Annotated in this window: 18 protein-coding genes and 4 pseudogenes; 16 read left to right on the top strand and 6 right to left on the bottom strand. The window is 74.2% G+C overall.

Annotated elements, in window-relative coordinates; translation table 11 throughout:
- From OTB16_RS32045 to OTB16_RS32035, 3 genes and pseudogenes are all read left to right on the top strand, one after another.
- Nucleotides 1-344: pseudogene (locus OTB16_RS32045) on the top strand (DEAD/DEAH box helicase); the annotation flags it as partial.
- A 62-nt stretch (nucleotides 345-406) separates the two neighbouring features.
- Nucleotides 407-715, top strand: coding sequence for an SCO5918 family protein (locus OTB16_RS32040; RefSeq protein ID WP_267725253.1), 309 nt, complete (start codon nucleotides 407-409; stop codon nucleotides 713-715).
- A gap of 25 nt (nucleotides 716-740) precedes the next feature.
- Nucleotides 741-1121 carry a hypothetical protein gene (locus tag OTB16_RS32035; RefSeq protein WP_267725252.1) on the top strand — a complete coding sequence of 127 codons (381 nt, stop codon included), beginning with the start codon at nucleotides 741-743 and terminating at the stop codon, nucleotides 1119-1121.
- Nucleotides 1122-1175: 54 nt separating this feature from the next.
- On the opposite strand, the gene OTB16_RS32030 is transcribed toward OTB16_RS32035, so the two are convergent.
- On the bottom strand, nucleotides 1176-2156 hold the full coding sequence (locus OTB16_RS32030; protein ID WP_267725250.1) for an alpha/beta hydrolase family protein: 981 nt from the start codon (nucleotides 2154-2156) through the stop codon (nucleotides 1176-1178).
- Nucleotides 2157-2337: 181 nt separating this feature from the next.
- Here OTB16_RS32030 and OTB16_RS32025 point away from each other — a divergent pair, with 181 nt between their 5' ends.
- The 3 genes and pseudogenes from OTB16_RS32025 to OTB16_RS32015 all read left to right on the top strand — a co-directional run.
- Complete coding sequence (locus OTB16_RS32025; protein WP_267725247.1) at nucleotides 2338-2937, top strand: GNAT family N-acetyltransferase; 600 nt, start codon at nucleotides 2338-2340, stop codon at nucleotides 2935-2937.
- A 137-nt stretch (nucleotides 2938-3074) separates the two neighbouring features.
- Nucleotides 3075-3989 (top strand): PaaX family transcriptional regulator C-terminal domain-containing protein, encoded by a 915-nt coding sequence (locus OTB16_RS32020; RefSeq protein WP_267725270.1) that lies wholly within the window; start codon nucleotides 3075-3077, stop codon nucleotides 3987-3989.
- 27 nt (nucleotides 3990-4016) lie between these two features.
- Nucleotides 4017-4898 (top strand): annotated as a pseudogene (locus OTB16_RS32015) (RNA polymerase sigma factor SigF); the annotation flags it as partial.
- A gap of 232 nt (nucleotides 4899-5130) precedes the next feature.
- On the opposite strand, the gene OTB16_RS32010 reads toward OTB16_RS32015, so the two are convergent.
- Nucleotides 5131-5493, bottom strand: coding sequence for an ATP-binding protein (locus OTB16_RS32010; RefSeq protein WP_324290294.1), 363 nt, complete (start codon nucleotides 5491-5493; stop codon nucleotides 5131-5133).
- A 455-nt stretch (nucleotides 5494-5948) separates the two neighbouring features.
- On the opposite strand from OTB16_RS32010, the gene OTB16_RS32005 reads away from it, so the two are divergent.
- The 6 genes and pseudogenes from OTB16_RS32005 (at nucleotide 5949) to OTB16_RS31980 (ending at nucleotide 11137) form a co-directional block, all read left to right on the top strand.
- Nucleotides 5949-7298 carry an aspartate aminotransferase family protein gene (locus OTB16_RS32005; protein WP_267725246.1) on the top strand — a complete coding sequence of 450 codons (1350 nt, stop codon included), beginning with the start codon at nucleotides 5949-5951 and terminating at the stop codon, nucleotides 7296-7298.
- 308 nt (nucleotides 7299-7606) lie between these two features.
- Nucleotides 7607-8524, top strand: coding sequence for a factor-independent urate hydroxylase (gene pucL / locus OTB16_RS32000; RefSeq protein WP_267725243.1), 918 nt, complete (start codon nucleotides 7607-7609; stop codon nucleotides 8522-8524).
- A gap of 508 nt (nucleotides 8525-9032) precedes the next feature.
- On the top strand, nucleotides 9033-9269 hold the full coding sequence (locus OTB16_RS31995; protein WP_267725242.1) for a hypothetical protein: 237 nt from the start codon (nucleotides 9033-9035) through the stop codon (nucleotides 9267-9269).
- Nucleotides 9227-9771: pseudogene (locus OTB16_RS31990) on the top strand (PucR family transcriptional regulator); the annotation flags it as partial. The gene OTB16_RS31995 and the pseudogene OTB16_RS31990, both read left to right, overlap by 43 nt.
- Nucleotides 9772-10545: 774 nt before the next feature.
- Nucleotides 10546-10911: a hypothetical protein gene (locus OTB16_RS31985; protein WP_267725240.1), complete on the top strand. Its 366-nt coding sequence runs from the start codon at nucleotides 10546-10548 to the stop codon at nucleotides 10909-10911.
- Nucleotides 10912-10966: 55 nt separating this feature from the next.
- Nucleotides 10967-11137 carry a hypothetical protein gene (locus OTB16_RS31980; protein WP_267725239.1) on the top strand — a complete coding sequence of 57 codons (171 nt, stop codon included), beginning with the start codon at nucleotides 10967-10969 and terminating at the stop codon, nucleotides 11135-11137.
- Nucleotides 11138-11421: 284 nt separating this feature from the next.
- On the opposite strand, the pseudogene OTB16_RS31975 reads toward OTB16_RS31980, so the two are convergent.
- From OTB16_RS31975 to OTB16_RS31960, 4 genes and pseudogenes are all read right to left on the bottom strand, one after another.
- Nucleotides 11422-11676 (bottom strand): annotated as a pseudogene (locus tag OTB16_RS31975) (ABC transporter permease); the annotation flags it as partial.
- A gap of 152 nt (nucleotides 11677-11828) precedes the next feature.
- On the bottom strand, nucleotides 11829-12239 hold the full coding sequence (locus tag OTB16_RS31970; RefSeq protein ID WP_267725237.1) for a hypothetical protein: 411 nt from the start codon (nucleotides 12237-12239) through the stop codon (nucleotides 11829-11831).
- Between the two features lie 59 nt (nucleotides 12240-12298).
- Nucleotides 12299-12703, bottom strand: coding sequence for a RidA family protein (locus OTB16_RS31965; protein ID WP_267725235.1), 405 nt, complete (start codon nucleotides 12701-12703; stop codon nucleotides 12299-12301).
- 65 nt (nucleotides 12704-12768) lie between these two features.
- Nucleotides 12769-13362, bottom strand: a complete 594-nt coding sequence (locus OTB16_RS31960; RefSeq protein ID WP_420717841.1) for an RrF2 family transcriptional regulator — start codon at nucleotides 13360-13362, stop codon at nucleotides 12769-12771.
- Between the two features lie 135 nt (nucleotides 13363-13497).
- Between OTB16_RS31960 and OTB16_RS31955 the strand changes: the two genes are divergently transcribed.
- The 4 genes from OTB16_RS31955 (at nucleotide 13498) to OTB16_RS31940 (ending at nucleotide 18476) form a co-directional block, all read left to right on the top strand.
- Nucleotides 13498-14325 (top strand): hypothetical protein, encoded by an 828-nt coding sequence (locus tag OTB16_RS31955; protein ID WP_267725233.1) that lies wholly within the window; start codon nucleotides 13498-13500, stop codon nucleotides 14323-14325.
- A gap of 87 nt (nucleotides 14326-14412) precedes the next feature.
- Entirely contained in the window at nucleotides 14413-16401 is a 1989-nt protein-coding gene (locus OTB16_RS31950; RefSeq protein WP_267725232.1) for an FUSC family protein, read from the top strand.
- A 126-nt stretch (nucleotides 16402-16527) separates the two neighbouring features.
- Nucleotides 16528-17232 (top strand): hypothetical protein, encoded by a 705-nt coding sequence (locus tag OTB16_RS31945; RefSeq protein ID WP_267725230.1) that lies wholly within the window; start codon nucleotides 16528-16530, stop codon nucleotides 17230-17232.
- Nucleotides 17220-18476 carry a sensor histidine kinase gene (locus OTB16_RS31940; protein ID WP_267725228.1) on the top strand — a complete coding sequence of 419 codons (1257 nt, stop codon included), beginning with the start codon at nucleotides 17220-17222 and terminating at the stop codon, nucleotides 18474-18476. Before OTB16_RS31945 ends, OTB16_RS31940 begins: the two co-directional genes overlap by 13 nt.
- The last annotated feature ends 49 nt before the right edge of the window (nucleotides 18477-18525 follow it).

Here is an 18525-nt window from a genome sequence, read left to right as displayed (position 1 = left end):
TCGTCAACGTCGACCCCCCGACCGACCACAAGGACTACCTCCACCGCGGCGGCCGCACCGCCCGCGCCGGAGAGTCCGGCAGCGTCGTCACCCTGGTCACCCCCAACCAGCGCCGCGACATGACCCGCCTCATGGCCGCCGCCGGCATCGTCCCCCAGACCACCCAGGTCCGCTCCGGCGAAGAAGCACTCAACCGCATCACCGGCGCACAGACCCCCTCCGGGATCCCCGTCACCATCACCAACCCCGCCTCAGACCGCCCCAAGCGCAGCGCCGCCTCCTCCCGCGGACGCCGCAGCCGCCCCGCACAGGAGCGTCGGCGCGCGCACGGCATGGCCGCCTGACCGGGCTCCGCCCGCCTTCCGCTCCGTCGTTCCCGCGTATCCCATCCAGTCTGTGAGGCATCATGCGCTTCGTCATCGCCCGATACCCCTTCGACCTCGAGAAGAGCGAGGTCGAGCAGTCGATGAAGGGCATCAAGCCCGAGCCCGTCACGGGAGCGTCCGTGATCATCGGCCGCCGGTCCTACCCGGTCAAGCAGGTCGGTGAGGTCATCACCCGTCAGGACCGCCGCGACTTCACGGCCGCCGAGGTGACGCGGGCCCTGGCCCGCCTCGGCTTCACCTGCCGCGACATCGCCGCGCCCGTCCCGGCGCCCGCGCTCACCCCGCTGCAGGAGGCCTCGGCGCTGCTCGGGTCCCCGACCGGCGTCTGAGAGCCCCTTGCTAGAGTCCGTGCCCATGTCGATCCCTGATGACCTGCTCGTCGATATCGCCACCATGGTCGAGTCGGAGCAAAGCAATCAGATGTCCCTCACCGTCGTGGTGAACGGCGCCGTGATCACCGGCCGCCTCGCACCCGAGAGCGTCTGGCGTCAGCGCGTGGCCGAGGTCCTGCGGGACTCCGACCAACTGGGCCCGTTCGCGGACATCTTCAGGTCACCCGATCCGGCCGGCCCACCCGGGCCGGCCGCCGGGGCGGCCCCGTCCCATCTGCACTTCCACGTGGCGCGCATCCTCCAGGGCACCCTGGGCATCCCCGAGACGGGCGGGATGTACCGGATCGCGCTGAGGGACGTAGGAGCCTGGACGGTCGGGGACTTCAGCTACTCCGACAAGTGACACGAGACGCCCCCGGATCCGTTCCGGGGGCGTCTCCTCGTTTCCGTGCCCCCGCTACCGCCGTTCCTCCAGGAAGCGCCGCTGGTCGTCGAGGAGGCCCGGCGGGAACAGGGTGCGCGGCGCGAACACCGCCGTCAGCGCCAGCCGCCACGGGGAGCGCTCGACCGGGGTGCGGACCAGGGCGTGGGTGGCCCCCGGATAGCGGCGTACGGTCAACGTGCCGGGCGCGAGCAGGCCGCGGTAGACGGCCTCCGTCTCGGCGCCGTCCACGTTCAGGTCGTCGGCGCCCGAGATCAGCAGCACCGGCACAGGCGGCATCGCCCGCAGGTCGGCCGCGGCGTCCGCGGTGTGGTTCCGGCTGATGAACGCCCAGCGCTCCGCCGTGAGTTCGGGATCGGCGCCGGGGCTCGCCCGGTACTCCCCGTACGCCGCCCCGCGCCGCAGGAGCGCGAGCGTGGCCTCCCGGGTGCGCAGGGCGCCCGCCGTGCGCTCGGCGCCGGCGCCCTCGGCGCGCAGTCCGGCGCGCAGGTGGTACTCCCCCTGGCGGTGCCAGTTCACGGCGGTGCCGACCGCGATGACGAAGCGCACGCCGGGCGCCGGGGCCCGCGCCACCACCTTGGGCAGCACCCACCCGGCCTGGCTGGCCCCCCACAGGCCGATCCGGGCGGGGTCGACCTCGGGGCGGGTGCGGGCCGCCCAGGCCATGGCGTCGAGGGTCTCGCGGGCCCGGTCGTCCATGCTCTGGCCGAGCCAGTCGGCGGGCTTGTCCAGGGACAGCGAGGCGTATCCGGCCCGCGCGAAGGCCTCCCAGTACGGACGGTAGAAGCCCTCGTGGGTGGCGTCGGCCTCGCCGTCGCCGTGCACGAGGACGACCAGCGGGAAGGGCCCGGGACCCCGCCCGGCGGGGGTGGCGAGCACGCCGCGCAGCTCGTGCCCGGCGGCCGGGACGGTGACGCGTTGCTCGCGCAGGCCGTAGTCGTGCTGCCAGAGGACCACGCCGGTGAGGACGAGCGCGGCGGCGAGGAGGACGGCCACGGTGCGGAACAGGACGGTACGGAGCCTGCTGCGGGGCGTACCAGGCGTAACGGGCTTACGGGGCTTATTCGACTCATGGCGACTGTTGCGCCGGTTGCGGAGGCGGATCATGGGGAAACTCCCGTCATTCGCTCGTGTCAAAAACGATCGTAGCGACAATGAACGTATTAAGCTTGCCCGCATGACGACGGAGGAGAACACGGAAGTCTTGCGCGGGGTGCCCGAGGGCACCGGGGAGCGCGTCGCCGAGCTGTACTGGGAGGCTTTCGGGGCCAAGCTCGGCGCCGCACTGGGCCCCGCCGCGGCGGGGCGGCGCTTCATCGCCGGGCACCTGAACGCGGACCGGGCGGTGAGCGCGCTGTCCGCCGGGCGGGTGGTGGGCGTGGCCGGGTACCACCTCGCCGGCCGCGGCCTGGTCGGCGGCGACGCGGCTGCAGTCAGGGCCGCGTACGGGCGGGTCAGCGGGGTCTGGCGGGTGTTCCTGCTGGCGCTGCTGGAGCGCACCCCGGCCCGCGGCGAGCTGCTCATGGACGGCATCGCCGTCGACCCGGCCGAGCGCGGCCGGGGCATCGGCGGGCTGCTGCTGCGGGAGATCGAGGCGGTGGCCGTGGAGCAGGGGTGCCACCGCGTCCGGCTCGACGTGGTCGCGGAGAACCCGCGGGCGCGGGCACTGTACGAGCGGCACGGGTTCCGAGCGGTCGCGGTGCGGCGCACCCCGTGGCTGCGGGACGTCCTCGGCTTCGGGGCCGTGACGACGATGCACAAGGAGGTGGCGCGGTGAGCGGGGCGACGGCGGACACGGGTACGGGCACGACGGGCACGGGTACGGGCACGACGGGCACGGGTACGGGCACGACGGGCACGGGTACGGGCACGGGGGCGCCGGCGCCCGTGGCGGGGAGCGGCGTTCCCACCCGGATGGTCGTACACGCGCTGGTCCGGGAGGACGGAACGGTCGACGGCGGCGAGCTCTACGAAGTCGCGGGCCTGCTCGGGATGTCCGACCAGCAGGTGCGGCTGTGCGTGAAGCGGCTGGAGGCGGAGGGGCGGTTCGCCGTCGAGGGGCGCGGGCGGCGGGCCGTGCTGCGGATGGCGGCGGCGGCCGGGGCCGGGCCCGGGCTGCCTTCCGTACCGGAGGTGGAGTTCGTACGGCACGCGTACCGGCAGGACCGCGGGCTGGAGCCGTGGGACGGCACCTGGCACGCCTTCGCCTTCGCCGTACCGGAGTCCGCGCGGGCGGCCCGGGACTCCCTGCGGGACGCGCTGACCGGGCTGGGGGCCGCGCCGGTGCAGGGCGGGCTGTACGTCACCCCGAACGCGATCGGCCCGTACGTGCGCGGCCACGCGGCGGAGCTGGGCCTGCCGGAGGCGCTGACCTGCCTGACCACCCGCGACCTGGAGGTCGGCGGCACCGCGGACCCGGTGGCCGTGGCCGCCCGGCTGTGGCCCCTGCCCGCTATCGCGGCCCGCTACGAGCCGCTGCTGCGGCTGTCCGCCGACCCGGGCGGCTCGGGCGGTACGGGCGGCTCGGGCGGCCCCCTGGACGGGCCGGACGCCGCGGGCGACGGGACCGCCCGCGGGGGAACCGCCGGGGCGCGGCCGGATGGCGACCGGGCCGCCGGGGCGGCGGCGCTGGCACGCGCGGTCGCGCTCGCCTCGGCGTTCTCCGCCGCGATGCTCCCCGATCCGCTGCTCCCGCCCGAGCTGCTGCCGCGGCCGTGGCCGGGGGCCGTGGCGCGGGCCGCAGCGGCCCGGGCGTGGGACCGGCTGCGGGCGGACGCCCCGGCCGGAGGACCCCGGCTGTTCCGGCTGTACGCGGAGGCCGCGAGGTGACCGGGGGGACTCGCAGGTAGGGTATGGGTGGGTTCAAGCGGGTATATCCCCTGGGACAGCGCGACGACGCGCCCCGGGCGCCCCCGGGTCACACCGTCGGAGGAGCGCAGCGCCATGCACCGAACAGAACTCACAGACGTCGCCACGCACGAGGCCCGGTCCTTGTCCGTGGCCCTGTTCCACAGGCTGGCGGGGCTGGACGAGGGCGGTACGGAGTATTCGTATGTCCGCAACACCCTCGTCGAGCTCAATCTGAGCCTCGTGAAGTACGCCGCCCGCCGGTTCCGCGGTCGCAGTGAACCCATGGAGGACATCGTCCAGGTCGGCACGATCGGCCTGATCAAGGCCATCAACCGGTTCGACCCGGAGCGCGGCGTGGAGTTCACCTCGTTCGCGATGCCCACGATCAGCGGCGAGATCAAGCGGTTCTTCCGGGACACGAGCTGGGCCGTCAAGGTGCCCCGCCGCCTCCAGGAACTGCGGATCGACACCGCCAAGGCGCACGACGCGCTGGAGCAGGACCTCGGCCGCGAGCCGACCGACATCGAGCTCGCCGAGCAGCTGCACGTGAGCGCCGAGGAGCTCGTGGAGGGGCGGAAGGCGGCACACGCCTACTCCGCGCGCTCGCTGGACGCGCCGGTGCAGGACGACGGCGACCGCGACGCCTACGCCGGCCGGCCCGCCCTCGGTGAGGAGGACGGGGCGTACGACCGGATCGAGTGCCTTGAGTCCCTCAAGCCGATCCTGGCCGGGCTCCCGGAGCGGGAGCGGACCCTGCTCGCGCTGCGGTTCGGGGAGGAGCTGACGCAGTCCGAGATCGGCGAACGGCTGGGCCTGTCACAGATGCACGTGTCCCGGCTGCTGAACCGGACCCTGATGCGGCTGCGCGCCGGACTCCTCACCGACGAGGCGCCCCCGGCCGCGGACCACGACCACGCCGGACCCGAATCCGCCGGGGCCGGCTCTACCGCCGACCCCGCGCATACCGACTCCTCCGCCGACTCCGCGGGTACCGGCTCCACCGCCGACTCCGCGGGTACCGGCTCCGCCGCCGACTCCGCCGGGGCCGGCTCCGCCACCGGGGCTCGCGCCCAGGACCGCGCCCCCGCGGGGACGGCCGCCCGGGCCGACGGACCCGCCGCTACGCCCGGGTCCCCCGCGCAGGGATCTCCAGCCAGACGGTCTTGCCGGGCTGCCCGTCCGCGAACGGCTGCGCACCCCAGTTCCGTACGAGCCGTTCCACCACGATCAGTCCGTGCCCTCCCGGCAGCGACCGGTCGCCGGGCAGCCGCCGGCGGGGAACCTCGGGACTGTCGTCGCTGACCTCGATGCGCAGCCGCTCGGCGTTGTGCCGCAGCACCAGCTCGCGCGGGCCGCCGGCGTGCAGGCAGGCGTTGGTCACCACCTCGGACACCAGCAGCAGGACGTCCTCCGCGGACTCGTGTCCGCCCGGCCACGCCCAGTCATCTAGGGCCCTGCGCGTGAAGTCCCGGCAGCGGCTCACGACCCCGGCCGTGGCGCCGCCCAAGACCAGCCTCCGCGTTTGCTCGGCCACCGGTCCTCCTGTCTCCGCGCCCGTCCCGGCCGCACCTACCCCCGCCACAGGCGGCCAATCCCGAACCCCTGCTCCACTACATCCTCCAGAGTTTCACATCTCGGAAAGCAAATTCCGAGATGCGGCAGCGTGTGATCCGTACGGTCGATAGGATCAAGAACTGCCGGGGGAATGCAATGGCCGAGGGCCGCGTCGCCCTGATCACCGGCTCTTCTCCGGGTCTGCTCCGGGTCCATCCGGCTCTTCTCCGGGTCTCCTCCGGGCATCGGCGCCGCCATCACCGCCCATCACCCACAGCGCGTCGCTCACCGCCCATCGCCTGACGGCCCTCGGCCGGGGGCGCCGGACGGCGGCGCGGCCGCAGGCGCCCCGGGGTCCACATCCTGGACAACTACGCTCGTTTCATGAACCCAGAAGCCGACGCCCTCGCCGCCGTGAAAGAAGCCGACCGGAAGCACGTCTTCCACTCCTGGTCGGCTCAGGAGCTCATCGACCCGCTCGCCGTCGCGGGGGCCGAGGGCTCGTACTTCTGGGACTACCAGGGCAACCGGTTCCTCGACTTCTCCAGCGCCCTCGTCTACACGAACATCGGCTACCAGCACCCCAAAGTCACCGCGGCCATCGCCGAGCAGGCGGCCCGGCTGTGCACCGTCGCGCCCGGCTTCGCCGTCGACGTGCGCTCCGAGGCGGCGCGCTTGATCGCCGAGCGGACCCCCGGTGACCTGGACAAGATCTTCTTCACCAACGCGGGCGCCGAGGCCGTCGAGAACGCCGTCCGCATGGCCCGGCTGCACACCGGCCGCCCCAAGGTGCTGTCGGCGTACCGCTCCTACCACGGCGCCACTTCCACCGCGATCAACCTGACCGGTGACGCCCGCCGCTTCGGCAACGACAGCGCGACCGCCGGCGTCGTGCACTTCTGGGGCCCCTTCGCCTACCGCTCGCCCTTCTACGCGGCGGACCCGGCCGAGGAGTGCGAGCGGGCCCTGCGCCACCTCGAGGACACCATCGTCTTCGAGGGCCCGCAGTCCATCGCCGCGATCATCCTGGAGACCGTCGGCGGCGCCCCGGGCGTGCTCGTCCACCCCGACGGCTACCTGGCGGGCGTCCGGGAGCTCTGCGACCGTCACGGCATCGTCTTCGTCCTCGACGAGATCATGGTCGGCTTCGGGCGCACCGGTAAGTGGTTCGCCTCCGAGCACTGGGACGTCACCCCCGACCTCATCTGCTTCGCCAAGGGCGTGACCAGCGGATACGTCCCGCTCGGCGGCGTCGCCATCTCCGCCGCCATCGCCGGGACCTTCGCCCGCCGGCCCTACCCGGGCGGGCTGACGTACTCCGGGCACGTCCTGGCCTGCGCGGCCGCCGTCGCCACCATCAACGTCATGGAGGAGGAGGGCACCGTCGAGCAGTCCGCCCGCACCGGCGCCGAACTCCTCGGCCCCGGCCTGCGCGCGCTCGCCGAGCGGCACCCGTCGGTCGGCGAGGTGCGGGGGCTGGGCACGTTCTGGGCCCTGGAGCTCGTACGGGACAAGGAGACGCGCGAGCCGCTCGTCCCGTACAACGCGGCCGGGGCCGACAACGCGCCCATGGCCGAGTTCGCGGCCGCCTGCAAGAAGGGCGGGCTCTGGCCGCTCACCGCCGGGAACCGCATCCACGTCGCGCCGCCCTGCAACATCTCGCCCCAGGACGTGGCGAAGGGGCTGGCCATCCTCGACGAGGCCCTGGCCGTCGCGGATGCGCACACCGCCTGACCTGCTCTTCTATCGCTCTTCTGGTGCTCCCCTGGTGCTCTTCGGGTGCTCTTCTGTGGAGTCGCCCAATCCGTGAGTGCCGGTGTTCGGAGGATCTGTGCGGGTCACGCGCCGCCCCGCGCGTGCTGCAATCCGTACAGGCCGTGTCACCAGGAGCGGCCCCAGCACCTACGGACCGGGATGCACGTCAGTCCCGGGGCGGCCCTCCGGGGCCGAACGGCGGGGAGCGGGCTGAGACCGCTGGACGCCGGGCGTACGGGATCCAGACGACCGGACTCCGTGTTCCCGAGTACCCGAAGGAAGACAGCATGAGCAAGCACGTCCTGGCGCAGAACCAGTACGGCAAGGCCGAGAACCGCATCGTCAAGGTCACCCGTAAGGGCGGCGACGGTTCCTGGCACGAGATCCGCGACCTCAACGTGTCGGTCGCGCTCCGCGGCGAGTTCCGCGACGTCCACCTCACCGGTGACAACGCAAACTGCCTGCCGACCGACACCACCAAGAACACGGTGTACGCCTTCGGCAAGGAGCACGGCATCGCCTCCCCCGAGGCCTTCGGCATCCTGCTCGCCAAGCACTTCGTCTCCTCGCAGCAGCCGATCCGCGAGGCGCAGATCCGCATCGAGGAGTTCGCCTGGGAGCGGATCCCGGTGCCGACCCGCAAGGAGCAGCACTCCTTCGCCCTCAAGGGCACCGAAGTGCGCACCGCGCAGGTCACCTACAGCGAGACGACCGGCCTCCAGGTCATCTCGGGCCTGAAGGACCTGACGGTGATGAACTCGACGAACTCCGAGTTCCACGGCTACATCAAGGACAAGTACACGACCCTGCAGGAGGCGTACGACCGCATCCTGGCGACCAAGGTCACCGCGCGCTGGGCGCACTCGGCGCTGGCCGCCGACGACGCCGGGTACGACTGGGACCAGTCGTACAAGAAGGTGCGCAAGAACATGCTGGAAGCCTTCGCGGAGACGTACTCCTACTCGCTCCAGCAGACCCTGAACCAGATGGCCGAGCGGGTCCTCGACAACTGCCCGAGGGTCAACGAGGTGCGCCTCAACCTCCCCAACAAGCACCACTTCCTCGTCGACCTGGAGCCCTTCGGCCTCAAGAACGAGAACGAGGTCTACTTCGCCGCGGACCGGATGTACGGCCTCATCGAGGGCACCGTGCACCGCGACGGCGTGCAGCCGGTGATCGCCACGTCCGACTGGATCGTCGCGTAGCGCACCGCACCCGCGTTCAGCCCGGCCCGAACCGCCTCGCGGCGTCCGAGCCGTCCCGGCTCAGGGCCTGACCCGGGCCTTTTTCCTGGTCCGGTCCTTGGCCTTGGTCCGGGCCTTGGTCCGGGCCTTGGTCCGGGTCCCGTTCCCGGCCCAGCTGGAGGTTCCAGCGGCCCGCCCGGCCCGTCAGGGTCGTGACCGACTCCGGGCGTACGTCGAGCCACGGCCGTCGGGAACCCGGACACGGCGGCCCGGTGCACCGCGCTGTACCTGCTGATGATCGCGCTGAGTGCGCTGCTCGCGGCGGGCGCCCTGCTCCTCGGCCGCCGTCGCGCGCCGACGCTCGGGAACTGGAACGCGTCGGGTCGTCGCCTCCGTGGCCATCCAGACCGCCCTGTGGACGACTTTCGGCCTGGCCTTCGGATATCTAACCGAAGGGGCCCTTGCGCCGGCTGCCGGACCCAAGAAGGCTGTGCAGCCGACCGGTTGACGAGGAGGGGACCCGCAGCACATGCCCACGGCGATACGGGAGTGGCGGGGCTGGACGGGCGCCGCCCCGTTCTGGCTGAACGCCCTCCTGCTGCTCCTGGCCCCCTTCACCGCCGTCACGCTGTTCGGCCAGATCGGCGTCATCGCGGCCCTGGCCGCCCTGGGCGGCCTGGCCCGCCACCTCTGGTACGGCGACTACGGCCACCCGGCCATGCACCTCACCGCCGCGGTGATGGGCGGCGCGCTCATCGTGGTGTGACCCCCCTGGTCGGCACTCACCTGGCAGCGACCCGGACCGCGCTCAGCGGACGGCACCCCCCGGACGTGCTCGCCCACTTCGCGAAGCAGGCGTGCGCGGCCGCCGCCGAGCGCGGACTCCTCGCGATCGGCCGACCCCACCCGGGCGCGGGCGGGATCGTCACCTCGTACGAGGAGGCACTGAACGCGCTGGACATCGCCGACCGGATGGGCTTCGAGGGACCGGTGCCGCACGCCGCCGACCTGCTGGTCTTCCCCCGTGCTGGCCCGGTACCGGGCTGCGATCCCCGACCTGGTGGTGAGCGTGCTGGGGCGACACGGGATGCGTGTCCGCCGCCGCGGCCCGGCGGCTCGACCTGAGCGTGCGGGCCCTGACGTACCGGCTGGAGCGGGTCCACCAGCTGACGGGGACCGACCCGGGGGACCCATTGCAGCGGTACACACTCCCGACGGCAGCGGTCATCGGGTCCCGGCTGCTGGACTGGGCCGAACAGCCGCAGTAGCGGAGGGCCCCGGCTCGGCGGCGGCCCCGGATCAGGCGGACCGCGGCCCCGGCTCGGCGGCGGCCCCGGGCACCGGCGGCGCGGCGGGGGTGCTCGCGCGTCCGTCGGGGGAGCGGCCCGTGACGGGCGGCCGGGCGGGCGGCCCGGGCGGCGGGCCCGGCTTCGGGCCGGGCGACGGACTGGGCTTCGGCCCTGGCTTCGGGCCGGGTGACGGGCTGGGCTTCGGGCCGCCGGGCGGCGTCGTACGGGACGGCTCCGCCGGGCCGCGGGCCGGTGCGAACCGGGCGGCACCCATGGCCAGGGCATACGCGTGGGGATCGTTCATGGCTCAAGGCAAGACCGCCGGACGCACCCCCGCAACTCGAACCGACGGGCCGTCACATGCGTGTGCGCGCGACGGCGGTTCGTCCGCAGCGGGGCCGGTCGGCTCGCCCCGCCCCGCCGCAGGGCCGGTCCGGGCGGCCTTGCCCGTCCGTGCGGCCCTGCCGTCCAGGCGGACGTACCCGTCCGGGCGGACCTACCCGTCCATGCGACCTTGCCCGTCCATGCAGCCCTGCCCGTCCATGCGGCCTTGCTAGTCCGCGCGGACCTGCCCGCCCGCGACGGACCTGCCCGTCCGGGCGGGCTTTCCTGCCGCCGCCCGGGGCTCGACGTCGCCGACCGTGCGCCGTGGGAGGGCCGACTGTGCGCCGTGGGGGGTGACTTCCTCCGCCGGTCGGGGGCTTCTCGGGTGCCGGACGGGAGCCGCCCGGCGTGTCGGGGCACACCCCCCGCATGATCGGGAGGCGGAGCGCGCGGACAGCCCCTGCCGGGGCCCTGACCAGGGTCCTGACGGTGGTCTGCGTCGTGCTGCTGTGCGTGTTCGGCGCCGGTCCGGCCGCCGCGACGGCCGCCGAGTCCCGCCCCGCCCACTCCGCGCCCGCGGAGCCCGTCGAGGGATCGTCCGACCCGGCCGCCGACCCCGAGGTGCGGGTGGCCGTACGGACGGTGACGCGGGGGGCGCAGGGCGTACGGCGGCTGTCGGCGGCGGTGTTTCACGTGAAACACCCCCTCCTGCGGCCGGGCAGCGGACCCGCCTGGGCCCAGGACGAGCCGGTGCCGTCCCGGCGGGCGGTACGGAGTGTGGTCCTGCGCTGCTGAGCGGGCCGAGCCCCAGCGCACCCCACACCCCCCTCGAACACCGTGAGGTTCCGCCATGCCCATCGACCCGTACGCCGCTCTGAACGCCATGCTCCGCGCCGAGGCCGCCCGCTTCACCCCGCCGGCCCGCAAAGCCCAGCCCGCCGCGCCGCCGACGGTCCCTGACGCGGCCGTCGAGCCCGAGAGCGAACCGAAGCGAACCGCACCCGCGGACTCCGCCGCGTAGGCGCGCCCACCGGAGCCACCGGAGCCACCGGAGCAGCCGAAGCCGCCGACCCCGGCTCCGGCACAGGCTCCGGCTCCGGCTCCGGCTCCGGCTCCGGCACAGGCACGGCACCGGCTCCGGCCGTGACGTGGAACGGCGCCGGTTCCCGCGCCCCCGGCAGCGGGAGAGTGGTCGCGTGAGGTTCGACCACGAGGCACGGGAACCGGCGCCCCCGCCAGTGTCGGCCGCGCGGCCCGACCTCCGCCTCGGGCGGAGGTACCGGATCCACCCGGCCGGAAGTACGACTACTTGCGGTTGTAGAGCCGCATCGTGACGGGCCCGAAGACCAGGACCAGCAGCGCCGCCCACCCCAGCGACCAGGCGATCGCGGATGCCGGCCACTCCCCCGCCATCAGCCCCCGCACGGCGGTGGTGAGGTGGGTCACCGGGCTGTTGTTCACGAAGACCTGGAGCCAGCCGGGCATGGTCTTCGGGTCCACGAAGATGTTGCTGAGGAAGGTGAGCGGGAACAGCACCATCATGCTCACGCCCATGACGGAACCACGGTGGTCTTGCCCGCGCCGTTGGGGCCGAGCAGGCCGTAGACGTCCCCTCCGGGACCCGGAGGGGACCCCGTCGACGGCCCGGTTGTCACCGAAGATCTTGACGAGGCCGGTGGTCTCGACCGCGTGGGCGGAGGGCGGCGTGGGACTCAGTCCTCGTGGGTGTAGTACCGGTAGAACGCCACCAGTCCGACACCCGCGCCGACGGCGAGGCCGATGACGGTGGAGCGGAGCACGCTGGAGTCGGTGAGGCTGTGGAGATAGCCGACGGCGATGCCGAGGAACGCCCCGTACGCGGCGGCGTGGGCCTCGCGCCGCATCCGGGAGCCGATCCGGGCGAGGGCGAACATGATGCCCGCGAAGATCGCGCCGCACAGGATTCCGTAGAAGACGTTGCCCGCGTTGACCGGGCCCATCTGGCGCTCGATGAAGGCGGCCCAGACGCCGTAGACGAGTCCCGCGAGCAGGGGGCGCGCGTAGGCGCTCTTGCCCGGGTGGTGGGCCGTGTCCGCCGTCCGGCGGTGCTGCCGCCCGGGGGCGGTGGGTGCCGCATGTGCCATGACGGGCTCCTCTCTCCCATCATCCAGGGCACACCCGCGGCCGCCGACCGGCAACTGGATCAAGAGGTCAGCGCGCGCACCGCCACCGCGTCGACCTCGAAGAGCATGTCCGGCAGGGCGAGGGCGGCGACGCCGATCAGGGTCTGCGCGGGCAGTGCGGAGCCCCAGGTGGCGTGCAGCTCCTTGAGGAGCACCTCGAGCTTCCGCTCGTCGTGGCCGACGACGTACGTGCCGATGCGGACGACGTCGGAAGGGCCGAGGCCGACCGCCGCGAGGGCGGTGCGGAGGTTGCCGAAGGCCCGGGCGACCTGCTCGGCGAAGTCACCGGAGACGACGTGCCCGCTCTCGTCGGAGCCGTACTGGCCGGCGATGAAGACCTGCTCCCCGGGGGCGGAGACGATGTGGCTGTAGCCGTAGCCGGTCGGGTCGTGGAGTCCTGCCGGGTTGATGATGCCGCGCGTCATTGCTGGCTCCCTGGTTCCGTTGCCGTACGCGGGATGCGACTGCCGGTGGTGCGTGCGTGGGCTGGTCATGCGTGGGCTGGGTCATGCGTACTGCCGGTGCCCGTGCCCGTGCCCGTGCCGCCGGTGCTACCCCCGGGCTGTGGCGCCGCGAGCCACGCGCGGAGCCGGGCGGGGGCCTCGGGGGCCTGGGCTTCGGCCTGCCGCCGGATCCCGTCGAGGTCCTGGGCCGCGAGCGCCTGCCGCCAGGCCAGCTCGGCCCGGGTCATGGCGTGCGCGATGGCGCAGGCCGCGGCCGGAGCGGGCGGAGCGGGCACGGGTGTGCCGTCGGGTTCGCCGGGCTGCGCCGCCGGGACGCCCCCCGGGCCCCGCCTGCGGATCTCCGCGCACCGGAAGGCCTCGTCGGTGCCCTCGACGGCGGCGACGACGTCCATGAGCGAGATGTCGGCCAGCGGGCGGGCCAGCCGGAAGCCTCCCCGGGGCCCCGGGGAGGAGGTGACGATCCCCGCCCGCGCCAGCGCCTGGAGCTGCTTGTTGAGATAGGCGGCGGGCAGGTCGTGCCACGCGGCCAGCCGGGCGGCCGACACGGCCCGCCCGGGCCCGCTCCAGGCCAGGTTGACGCAGCTGTGCAGCGCCCACTCGACGCCCTCGCTCATCTTCATATCCTGGATGTTAGATGTCCAGAATGAGGAGGGCAAGGACCCCGCGCCTCCGGCCGCCCCCCGACATCACCCGTCCGCCACCCGACCGCAGCAACACCGCTCGCGCACCGCGCCCCGCCCGCATTCCCTGGTGACGTGCGCACCATCCTGTCGGCGGTCCTCATCGTGCTCGTGACGCTCCTCGTGCCCGCGAGCGCCGTCGCGTACTGGGCCGACCGCGACCTGGGCGACGCCGACCGCTACACCGCCGCCATGTCCCCGCTCGCCACGGACCCGGCCGTCCAGAACGTCGTCGTCACCCAGGCGGCCCGCGCCCTCACCGGGCAGATCGACGCCGGCCCCTTCCAGGGCGGGGTGGACGCCCTGCTGGGCGAGGCCCTGCGCTCCTTCGCCGGCACCCCCGCCTACCGGACCGCCTGGGACGCCGCGAACCGCGCCGCGCACGCCGCCTTCCTGGAGGCGCTCACCACCGGCGACGGCAACGCCGTGAGCATCGACCTCGCACCCGTCATCGCCGAGGTCAAGGGCGAGCTCGTCGACAACGGGGTGCCCTTCGCCGACCGCATCCCGGTGACCCACGTGTCCGTGAAGGTCATGGAGTACGACAACCTCGGCGCGCTCCGGAAGGGGTTCCGCATGCTCCAGATCGCCGGCGTCTGGCTCCCCGCCCTGACCATGGTGCTGGCCGCCGCCGCCATCGCCGTCGCCGTCCGGCGACGGCGCGCGGTGATCGCCACCGGCCTGGGACTCGCGGTCGGGGCGGGGCTGCTGTGGATCGCGGTGGAGGCGGGCCGCCGGCTCACCCTGGACGACCTGCCCGCCGACATCGACCGGCCCGCCGCGGGGGCCGTCTACGACGCCCTCACCGCATTCCTGCGCACCGCCGTCTGGGCGGTGCTGGCGGTCGGGCTCGCCACCGCCCTGGCCGCCTGGCTGGCGGGCCGGCTGCGCCGTACCCCATAAGCTCGGAAGGTACGGGCATCAACGTATGCATTACGGCGCAGAAGAGCCCAGAAGAATCGATTCGCGAGCGGCGGCACGGAAGCGGGAATGAGCACCGAACGCACCGGACGGATAGCGTCCCGGACCTCCCGGAACCATCCCCTGGCCCCACCCTCCTGGCTGCTCAACGGGCTGCGGCCGAGCAGTGCACCGATCCCGTGGGCCGCCGTGCTGCGCGCGGCCGTCGCCCTCGCCGCACCGCTCGCCGTCGGCTTCGCGCTCGACCAGCCCGAGTACGGCGCGCTCGTCTCCATGGGCGCCCTCTCCGGGGTCATCGGCGACACCGCCGACGCCTACCGGATGCGCGTCCTCAACATCGCCGTCCCCCAGTTCTTCGGCGCCGTCGGCGTCGCCCTGGGCACCCTGGTGTTCGGGCACGGCTGGCTCGCCGTCGGCGTCCTCACCCTGATCGCCCTCGTCTCCGGGATGATCTCCTCCATCGGCACGGTCGCCTCCGTGTCCGGGCTCCTGCTGCTGCTCAACGCCGTCGTCGGTGCCGGCCTCCCGCTGCCCAGCCCGTGGTGGACGGCGCCGCTGCTGATGACCGCGGGCGGGCTGTTCGTCCTCGCGCTGAGCCTGCTGGGCTGGCCCCTGCGCGGACGGCAGCCGGAGCGCGCCGCCGTCGCCGCCACCTACCGGGCCCTGGCCGGCACCCTGGAGACCGCGGGCGGCCCCGACTACGAGGAGCGCCGCGTCCAGGTCACCCAGGCCCTCAACCAGGCGTACGACCTCGTGCTGGCCCGGCGGGCCCGGGTGCACGGCCGCAGCCCCTCCCTGGTGCGGATGCTGGCCCAGCTCAACGTGGTCATCCCGCTCGTGGAGGCCGCGCCCGCCGCCCACCTGCGCGGCCGGCCGCTGCCGCCCGAGGTACCGGCGGCCGTGCGGGAGCTGGCGGCCGCCGTCGAGGCGGGCCGCACCGGGACCCCCGACCTCGACCTCCCCGCACCGCACGGCCAGGCCGAGCGGGCCATCGACGCCGCCCTGCGCCACGCGGCGGCCGTCGTGCTGCTCGCCGACCCGGACCCGTACAACGTCGATGACCGCCTCGGCCGGCCCGCCGCGCTGCGGGTGCGCGCCCGGCGCGCGGTCCGCGACATGATGTTCTCCCGGGCCTCCTGGCGGTACGGGCTGCGGCTCGCGCTGTGCATCGGGCTCGCGCAGTCCCTCGTCTCGCTGGTCGAGGTCGAGCGGTCCTACTGGGTCGCCCTCACCGTCACCTTCGTCCTCAAGCCCGACTTCGGCTCGGTCTTCTCCCGGGCCGTGCTGCGGGCGCTGGGCACCGCGGCCGGCCTCGTCGTCGCCGCCGCCGTGCTCGCCGAGGTGCCGCGGGGCTGGTGGGCCGTGCCGGTGATGATGGTGCTGGCCGCGCTGATCCCCGCCTTCTCCGCCAAGGGGTACGCCTTCCAGACCGCCGCGATCACCCCCGTGATCCTGCTGCTCTCGGACCAGCTCAACCACCAGGGCTTCGACCTGATCCGCCCCCGGCTGCTGGACAGCCTGATCGGCTGCGCCATCACCCTCGTCGCCGGGTACCTGCTGTGGCCCGAAAGCTGGCGCACCCGGATCGGGGACCGGCTCGCCGACACCGTGGACGACGCCGCCCGGTACGTCGAGCGGGCCTTCGCACCGCTCCCCGACCCGTCCGCGCTGCCCGCCGCCCGGACGGCCCGCCTCCAGGCCCGGCGGCGCATCTACCGGGACCTGTCGGGCGTGCGCAGCGAGTTCCAGCGGGCCCTGACGGAACCGCCGCCGGTCGGGGCGCGGGCCGCCGCCTGGTGGCCCCTGGTCGTCGCCGTCGAGCGGATCGTGGACGCGACCACCGCCGCGCGGGTCCGGGTCAACCACGGAGCCGAGGCTCCCTCGGCGGCCGAGGTCGAGCAGGTCACAGGGCAGCTGCGGTCCCTGGCCGACGGGGTCCGCCGCAGCACCGTCCCCGTACGGGTCGCCGTCGATGCCGGGGGCGACGCCTCGAGCGTCCTGGCCCCGGTCCGCCAGGAGGTCGCGGCGGCCCGCGCCCTCGCCCACCCGGCCCCCTGACCTCAGGCAAGCCCCGCCCGCGCCCACCAGGCCCCTGACCTCCGCCGGGCCCCCGCCGCCCCTGGGCAGGTACCCGAACGGACTCGCGGGCGGGCCCGGGGGCGCGCACCGGGAGAACATCGGTACATGCACCGCGCCCCGGCCGTGATCGCCCTCGCCGCCGCCCTGGCGGCCGCGGGTGGGTGCGCCGACGTGGACGGACTGCAGAACGACGGCGACCTCGGGACGGTCCGCGCCCCGCTGACCCTCTGGAAGGACATCCGCCCCGCCCCGCCCGGTCCGGGCGGAACCGCGGGAGCGGCCGCCGTCGTCCCCGGCCTGCCCAAGGTGCCCGGGCTGACCATGCGCGGCGTGGACCCGCTGGCCGTCGTACGCGCCGACATCACCTCAGCCACCGCCCAGGACGGCGGTACGGGCCGCCTCGCCGACCCGCGCGCCGCGCAACGCCTCGCGCTCTGCACCGGCGCCGCCGGCGCCGACTGCCCGGTGCGCCCCGGGGTCCTGCACGACCTGACGGGCGACGGCCGCGAGGAGCTGATCACCGCCGTGGACATCGACGGCCGGGTCAGCGAGCTGCGCGTCTACACCGTCCGGGACGACGGCTCCGTCGCCCGCATCCTGTCCCGGACCGCGGTGCTGGAGGGCGTCGAGGTGGCCGCCGAGCACCTGGCGGTCCGCGAGCCCACCTCGAACCCGGACTACGTCTCGGTCTCCGACTACGTGTGGGACCCCGACGCCGGGATCATGAACCTGTCCCAGCTCACCCTCGACGAGTGCCCCGCCATCCCCGCGACCCCGCTGCGGACCGACGGGGCCCGATGCGCGCGCTGAGCAGCCTGCGCTGGAAGATCGCCCTGACCACCACCATGGTGTGCTGCATGGTCGCCGCCGCGCTGGGGGTCCTGGTGCACAACGTCGTCGCCCGGCAGATCGTCGGCGAGGTCCGCAAGGACGCGGACCGGGACCTGGACCACGCCATCGGCCACTACCAGTACGGCACCGCCCACGGGGACGTGAACGTCGCCCTGGACCCGCCCTCACTGCCGCGGCCGCTGCGCGACGTGGTCGCGCGGGGGCAGACCGGGAGCATGGTCGGGGCGCGCGCCGGCCGGCCCGTCATGTGGGCCGCCACGCCCGCCGACGACAAGGCCCTCGCCGTCTGGGTCCCGTACGAGGAGACCCGCGAGCGGCTGCGCGACGTCGATACCGCGATCCTCGCGTCCTCGGCGCTCGCCGCCGGGGTGGTGGCGCTGGCCGGCCTGTTCCTCGCCGACCGGATCAGCCGCCGGCTCGCGACGACCGCCGCCGTGGCCCGCCGGATCAGCGCCGGTGACCTGGACGCCCGCGTGGGCCTCCAGGACGGCGACGGGCCGCGCTCGCCCCGCTCCCAGGACGAGGTACGGGACGTCGCGCAGGCGCTGGACTCGATGGCCGGATCGCTCCAGGAGCGGCTGGAGGCGGAGAAGCGCTTCACCGCCGACGTGGCGCACGAACTGCGCACCCCCCTCACGGGCTCACTGGCCGCGGCGGCGCTGCTGCCCGACGGCCGCCCCAAGGAGATGATCGTCGACCGGCTCAAGGCCCTGCACCTGCTCACCGAGGACCTGCTGGAGATCTCCCGGCTGGACTCCGGCGTCGAACGGGCCGACCTCGGCCGGGTGGAGCTCGGCCGGGCGGTGGAGCGGGCCGTCGCCGGCACCCGGCTGACCGTCTCGGTGCGGATCGTCCGCGACACCGTCGTCCTCACCGACCGGCGGCGCCTCGACCGGATCCTGACCAATCTGCTGGTCAACGCGCACAAGCACGGGCAGCCGCCGGTGGAGGTGACCGTGGACGGGCCGGTGGTGGTCATCCGCGACCACGGCGCCGGGTACCCGCCCGAACTCATCGGGCAGGGACCCCAGCGGTTCCGCACCGGGGACCCCGGACGCGGTCGCGGCCACGGGCTGGGCCTGACGATCGCGGTCGGCCAGGCCACGGTGCTGGACGTCGCGGTGGACTTCTCCAACGCCCCCGACGGCGGCGCGCTGACCACCCTCATACTTCCCGTCGGGCCGCTGGCGGATGGCAGTTGAACGGCCCGTGGGCCGTGTTTCACGTGAAACACGGCCCACGGGCCGGGTA

Source organism: Streptomyces antarcticus (assembly GCF_026627255.1).
In the GTDB taxonomy this organism is placed as follows: Bacteria; Actinomycetota; Actinomycetes; order Streptomycetales; family Streptomycetaceae; genus Streptomyces; species Streptomyces antarcticus.
This window is presented reverse-complemented; position numbering and strand designations above follow the sequence as displayed.

What these genes read in the sequence shown, in the direction of transcription:
- OTB16_RS31950 (WP_267725232.1), top strand. Translation starts at nt 14,413, where the DNA reads ATGAGCACCGAACGCACCGGACGGATAGCGTCCCGGACCTCCCGGAAC.
- OTB16_RS32005 (WP_267725246.1), top strand. Translation starts at nt 5,949, where the DNA reads ATGAACCCAGAAGCCGACGCCCTCGCCGCCGTGAAAGAAGCCGACCGG.
- pucL (WP_267725243.1), top strand. Translation starts at nt 7,607, where the DNA reads ATGAGCAAGCACGTCCTGGCGCAGAACCAGTACGGCAAGGCCGAGAAC.
- OTB16_RS31980 (WP_267725239.1), top strand. Translation starts at nt 10,967, where the DNA reads ATGCCCATCGACCCGTACGCCGCTCTGAACGCCATGCTCCGCGCCGAG.
- OTB16_RS31995 (WP_267725242.1), top strand. Translation starts at nt 9,033, where the DNA reads ATGCCCACGGCGATACGGGAGTGGCGGGGCTGGACGGGCGCCGCCCCG.
- OTB16_RS32025 (WP_267725247.1), top strand. Translation starts at nt 2,338, where the DNA reads ATGACGACGGAGGAGAACACGGAAGTCTTGCGCGGGGTGCCCGAGGGC.
- OTB16_RS31940 (WP_267725228.1), top strand. Translation starts at nt 17,220, where the DNA reads ATGCGCGCGCTGAGCAGCCTGCGCTGGAAGATCGCCCTGACCACCACC.
- OTB16_RS32035 (WP_267725252.1), top strand. Translation starts at nt 741, where the DNA reads ATGTCGATCCCTGATGACCTGCTCGTCGATATCGCCACCATGGTCGAG.
- OTB16_RS31970 (WP_267725237.1), bottom strand. Translation starts at nt 12,239, where the DNA reads ATGGCACATGCGGCACCCACCGCCCCCGGGCGGCAGCACCGCCGGACG.
- OTB16_RS31960 (WP_420717841.1), bottom strand. Translation starts at nt 13,362, where the DNA reads ATGAAGATGAGCGAGGGCGTCGAGTGGGCGCTGCACAGCTGCGTCAAC.
- OTB16_RS32040 (WP_267725253.1), top strand. Translation starts at nt 407, where the DNA reads ATGCGCTTCGTCATCGCCCGATACCCCTTCGACCTCGAGAAGAGCGAG.
- OTB16_RS31945 (WP_267725230.1), top strand. Translation starts at nt 16,528, where the DNA reads ATGCACCGCGCCCCGGCCGTGATCGCCCTCGCCGCCGCCCTGGCGGCC.
- OTB16_RS31985 (WP_267725240.1), top strand. Translation starts at nt 10,546, where the DNA reads ATGATCGGGAGGCGGAGCGCGCGGACAGCCCCTGCCGGGGCCCTGACC.
- OTB16_RS32020 (WP_267725270.1), top strand. Translation starts at nt 3,075, where the DNA reads ATGGTCGTACACGCGCTGGTCCGGGAGGACGGAACGGTCGACGGCGGC.
- OTB16_RS31965 (WP_267725235.1), bottom strand. Translation starts at nt 12,703, where the DNA reads ATGACGCGCGGCATCATCAACCCGGCAGGACTCCACGACCCGACCGGC.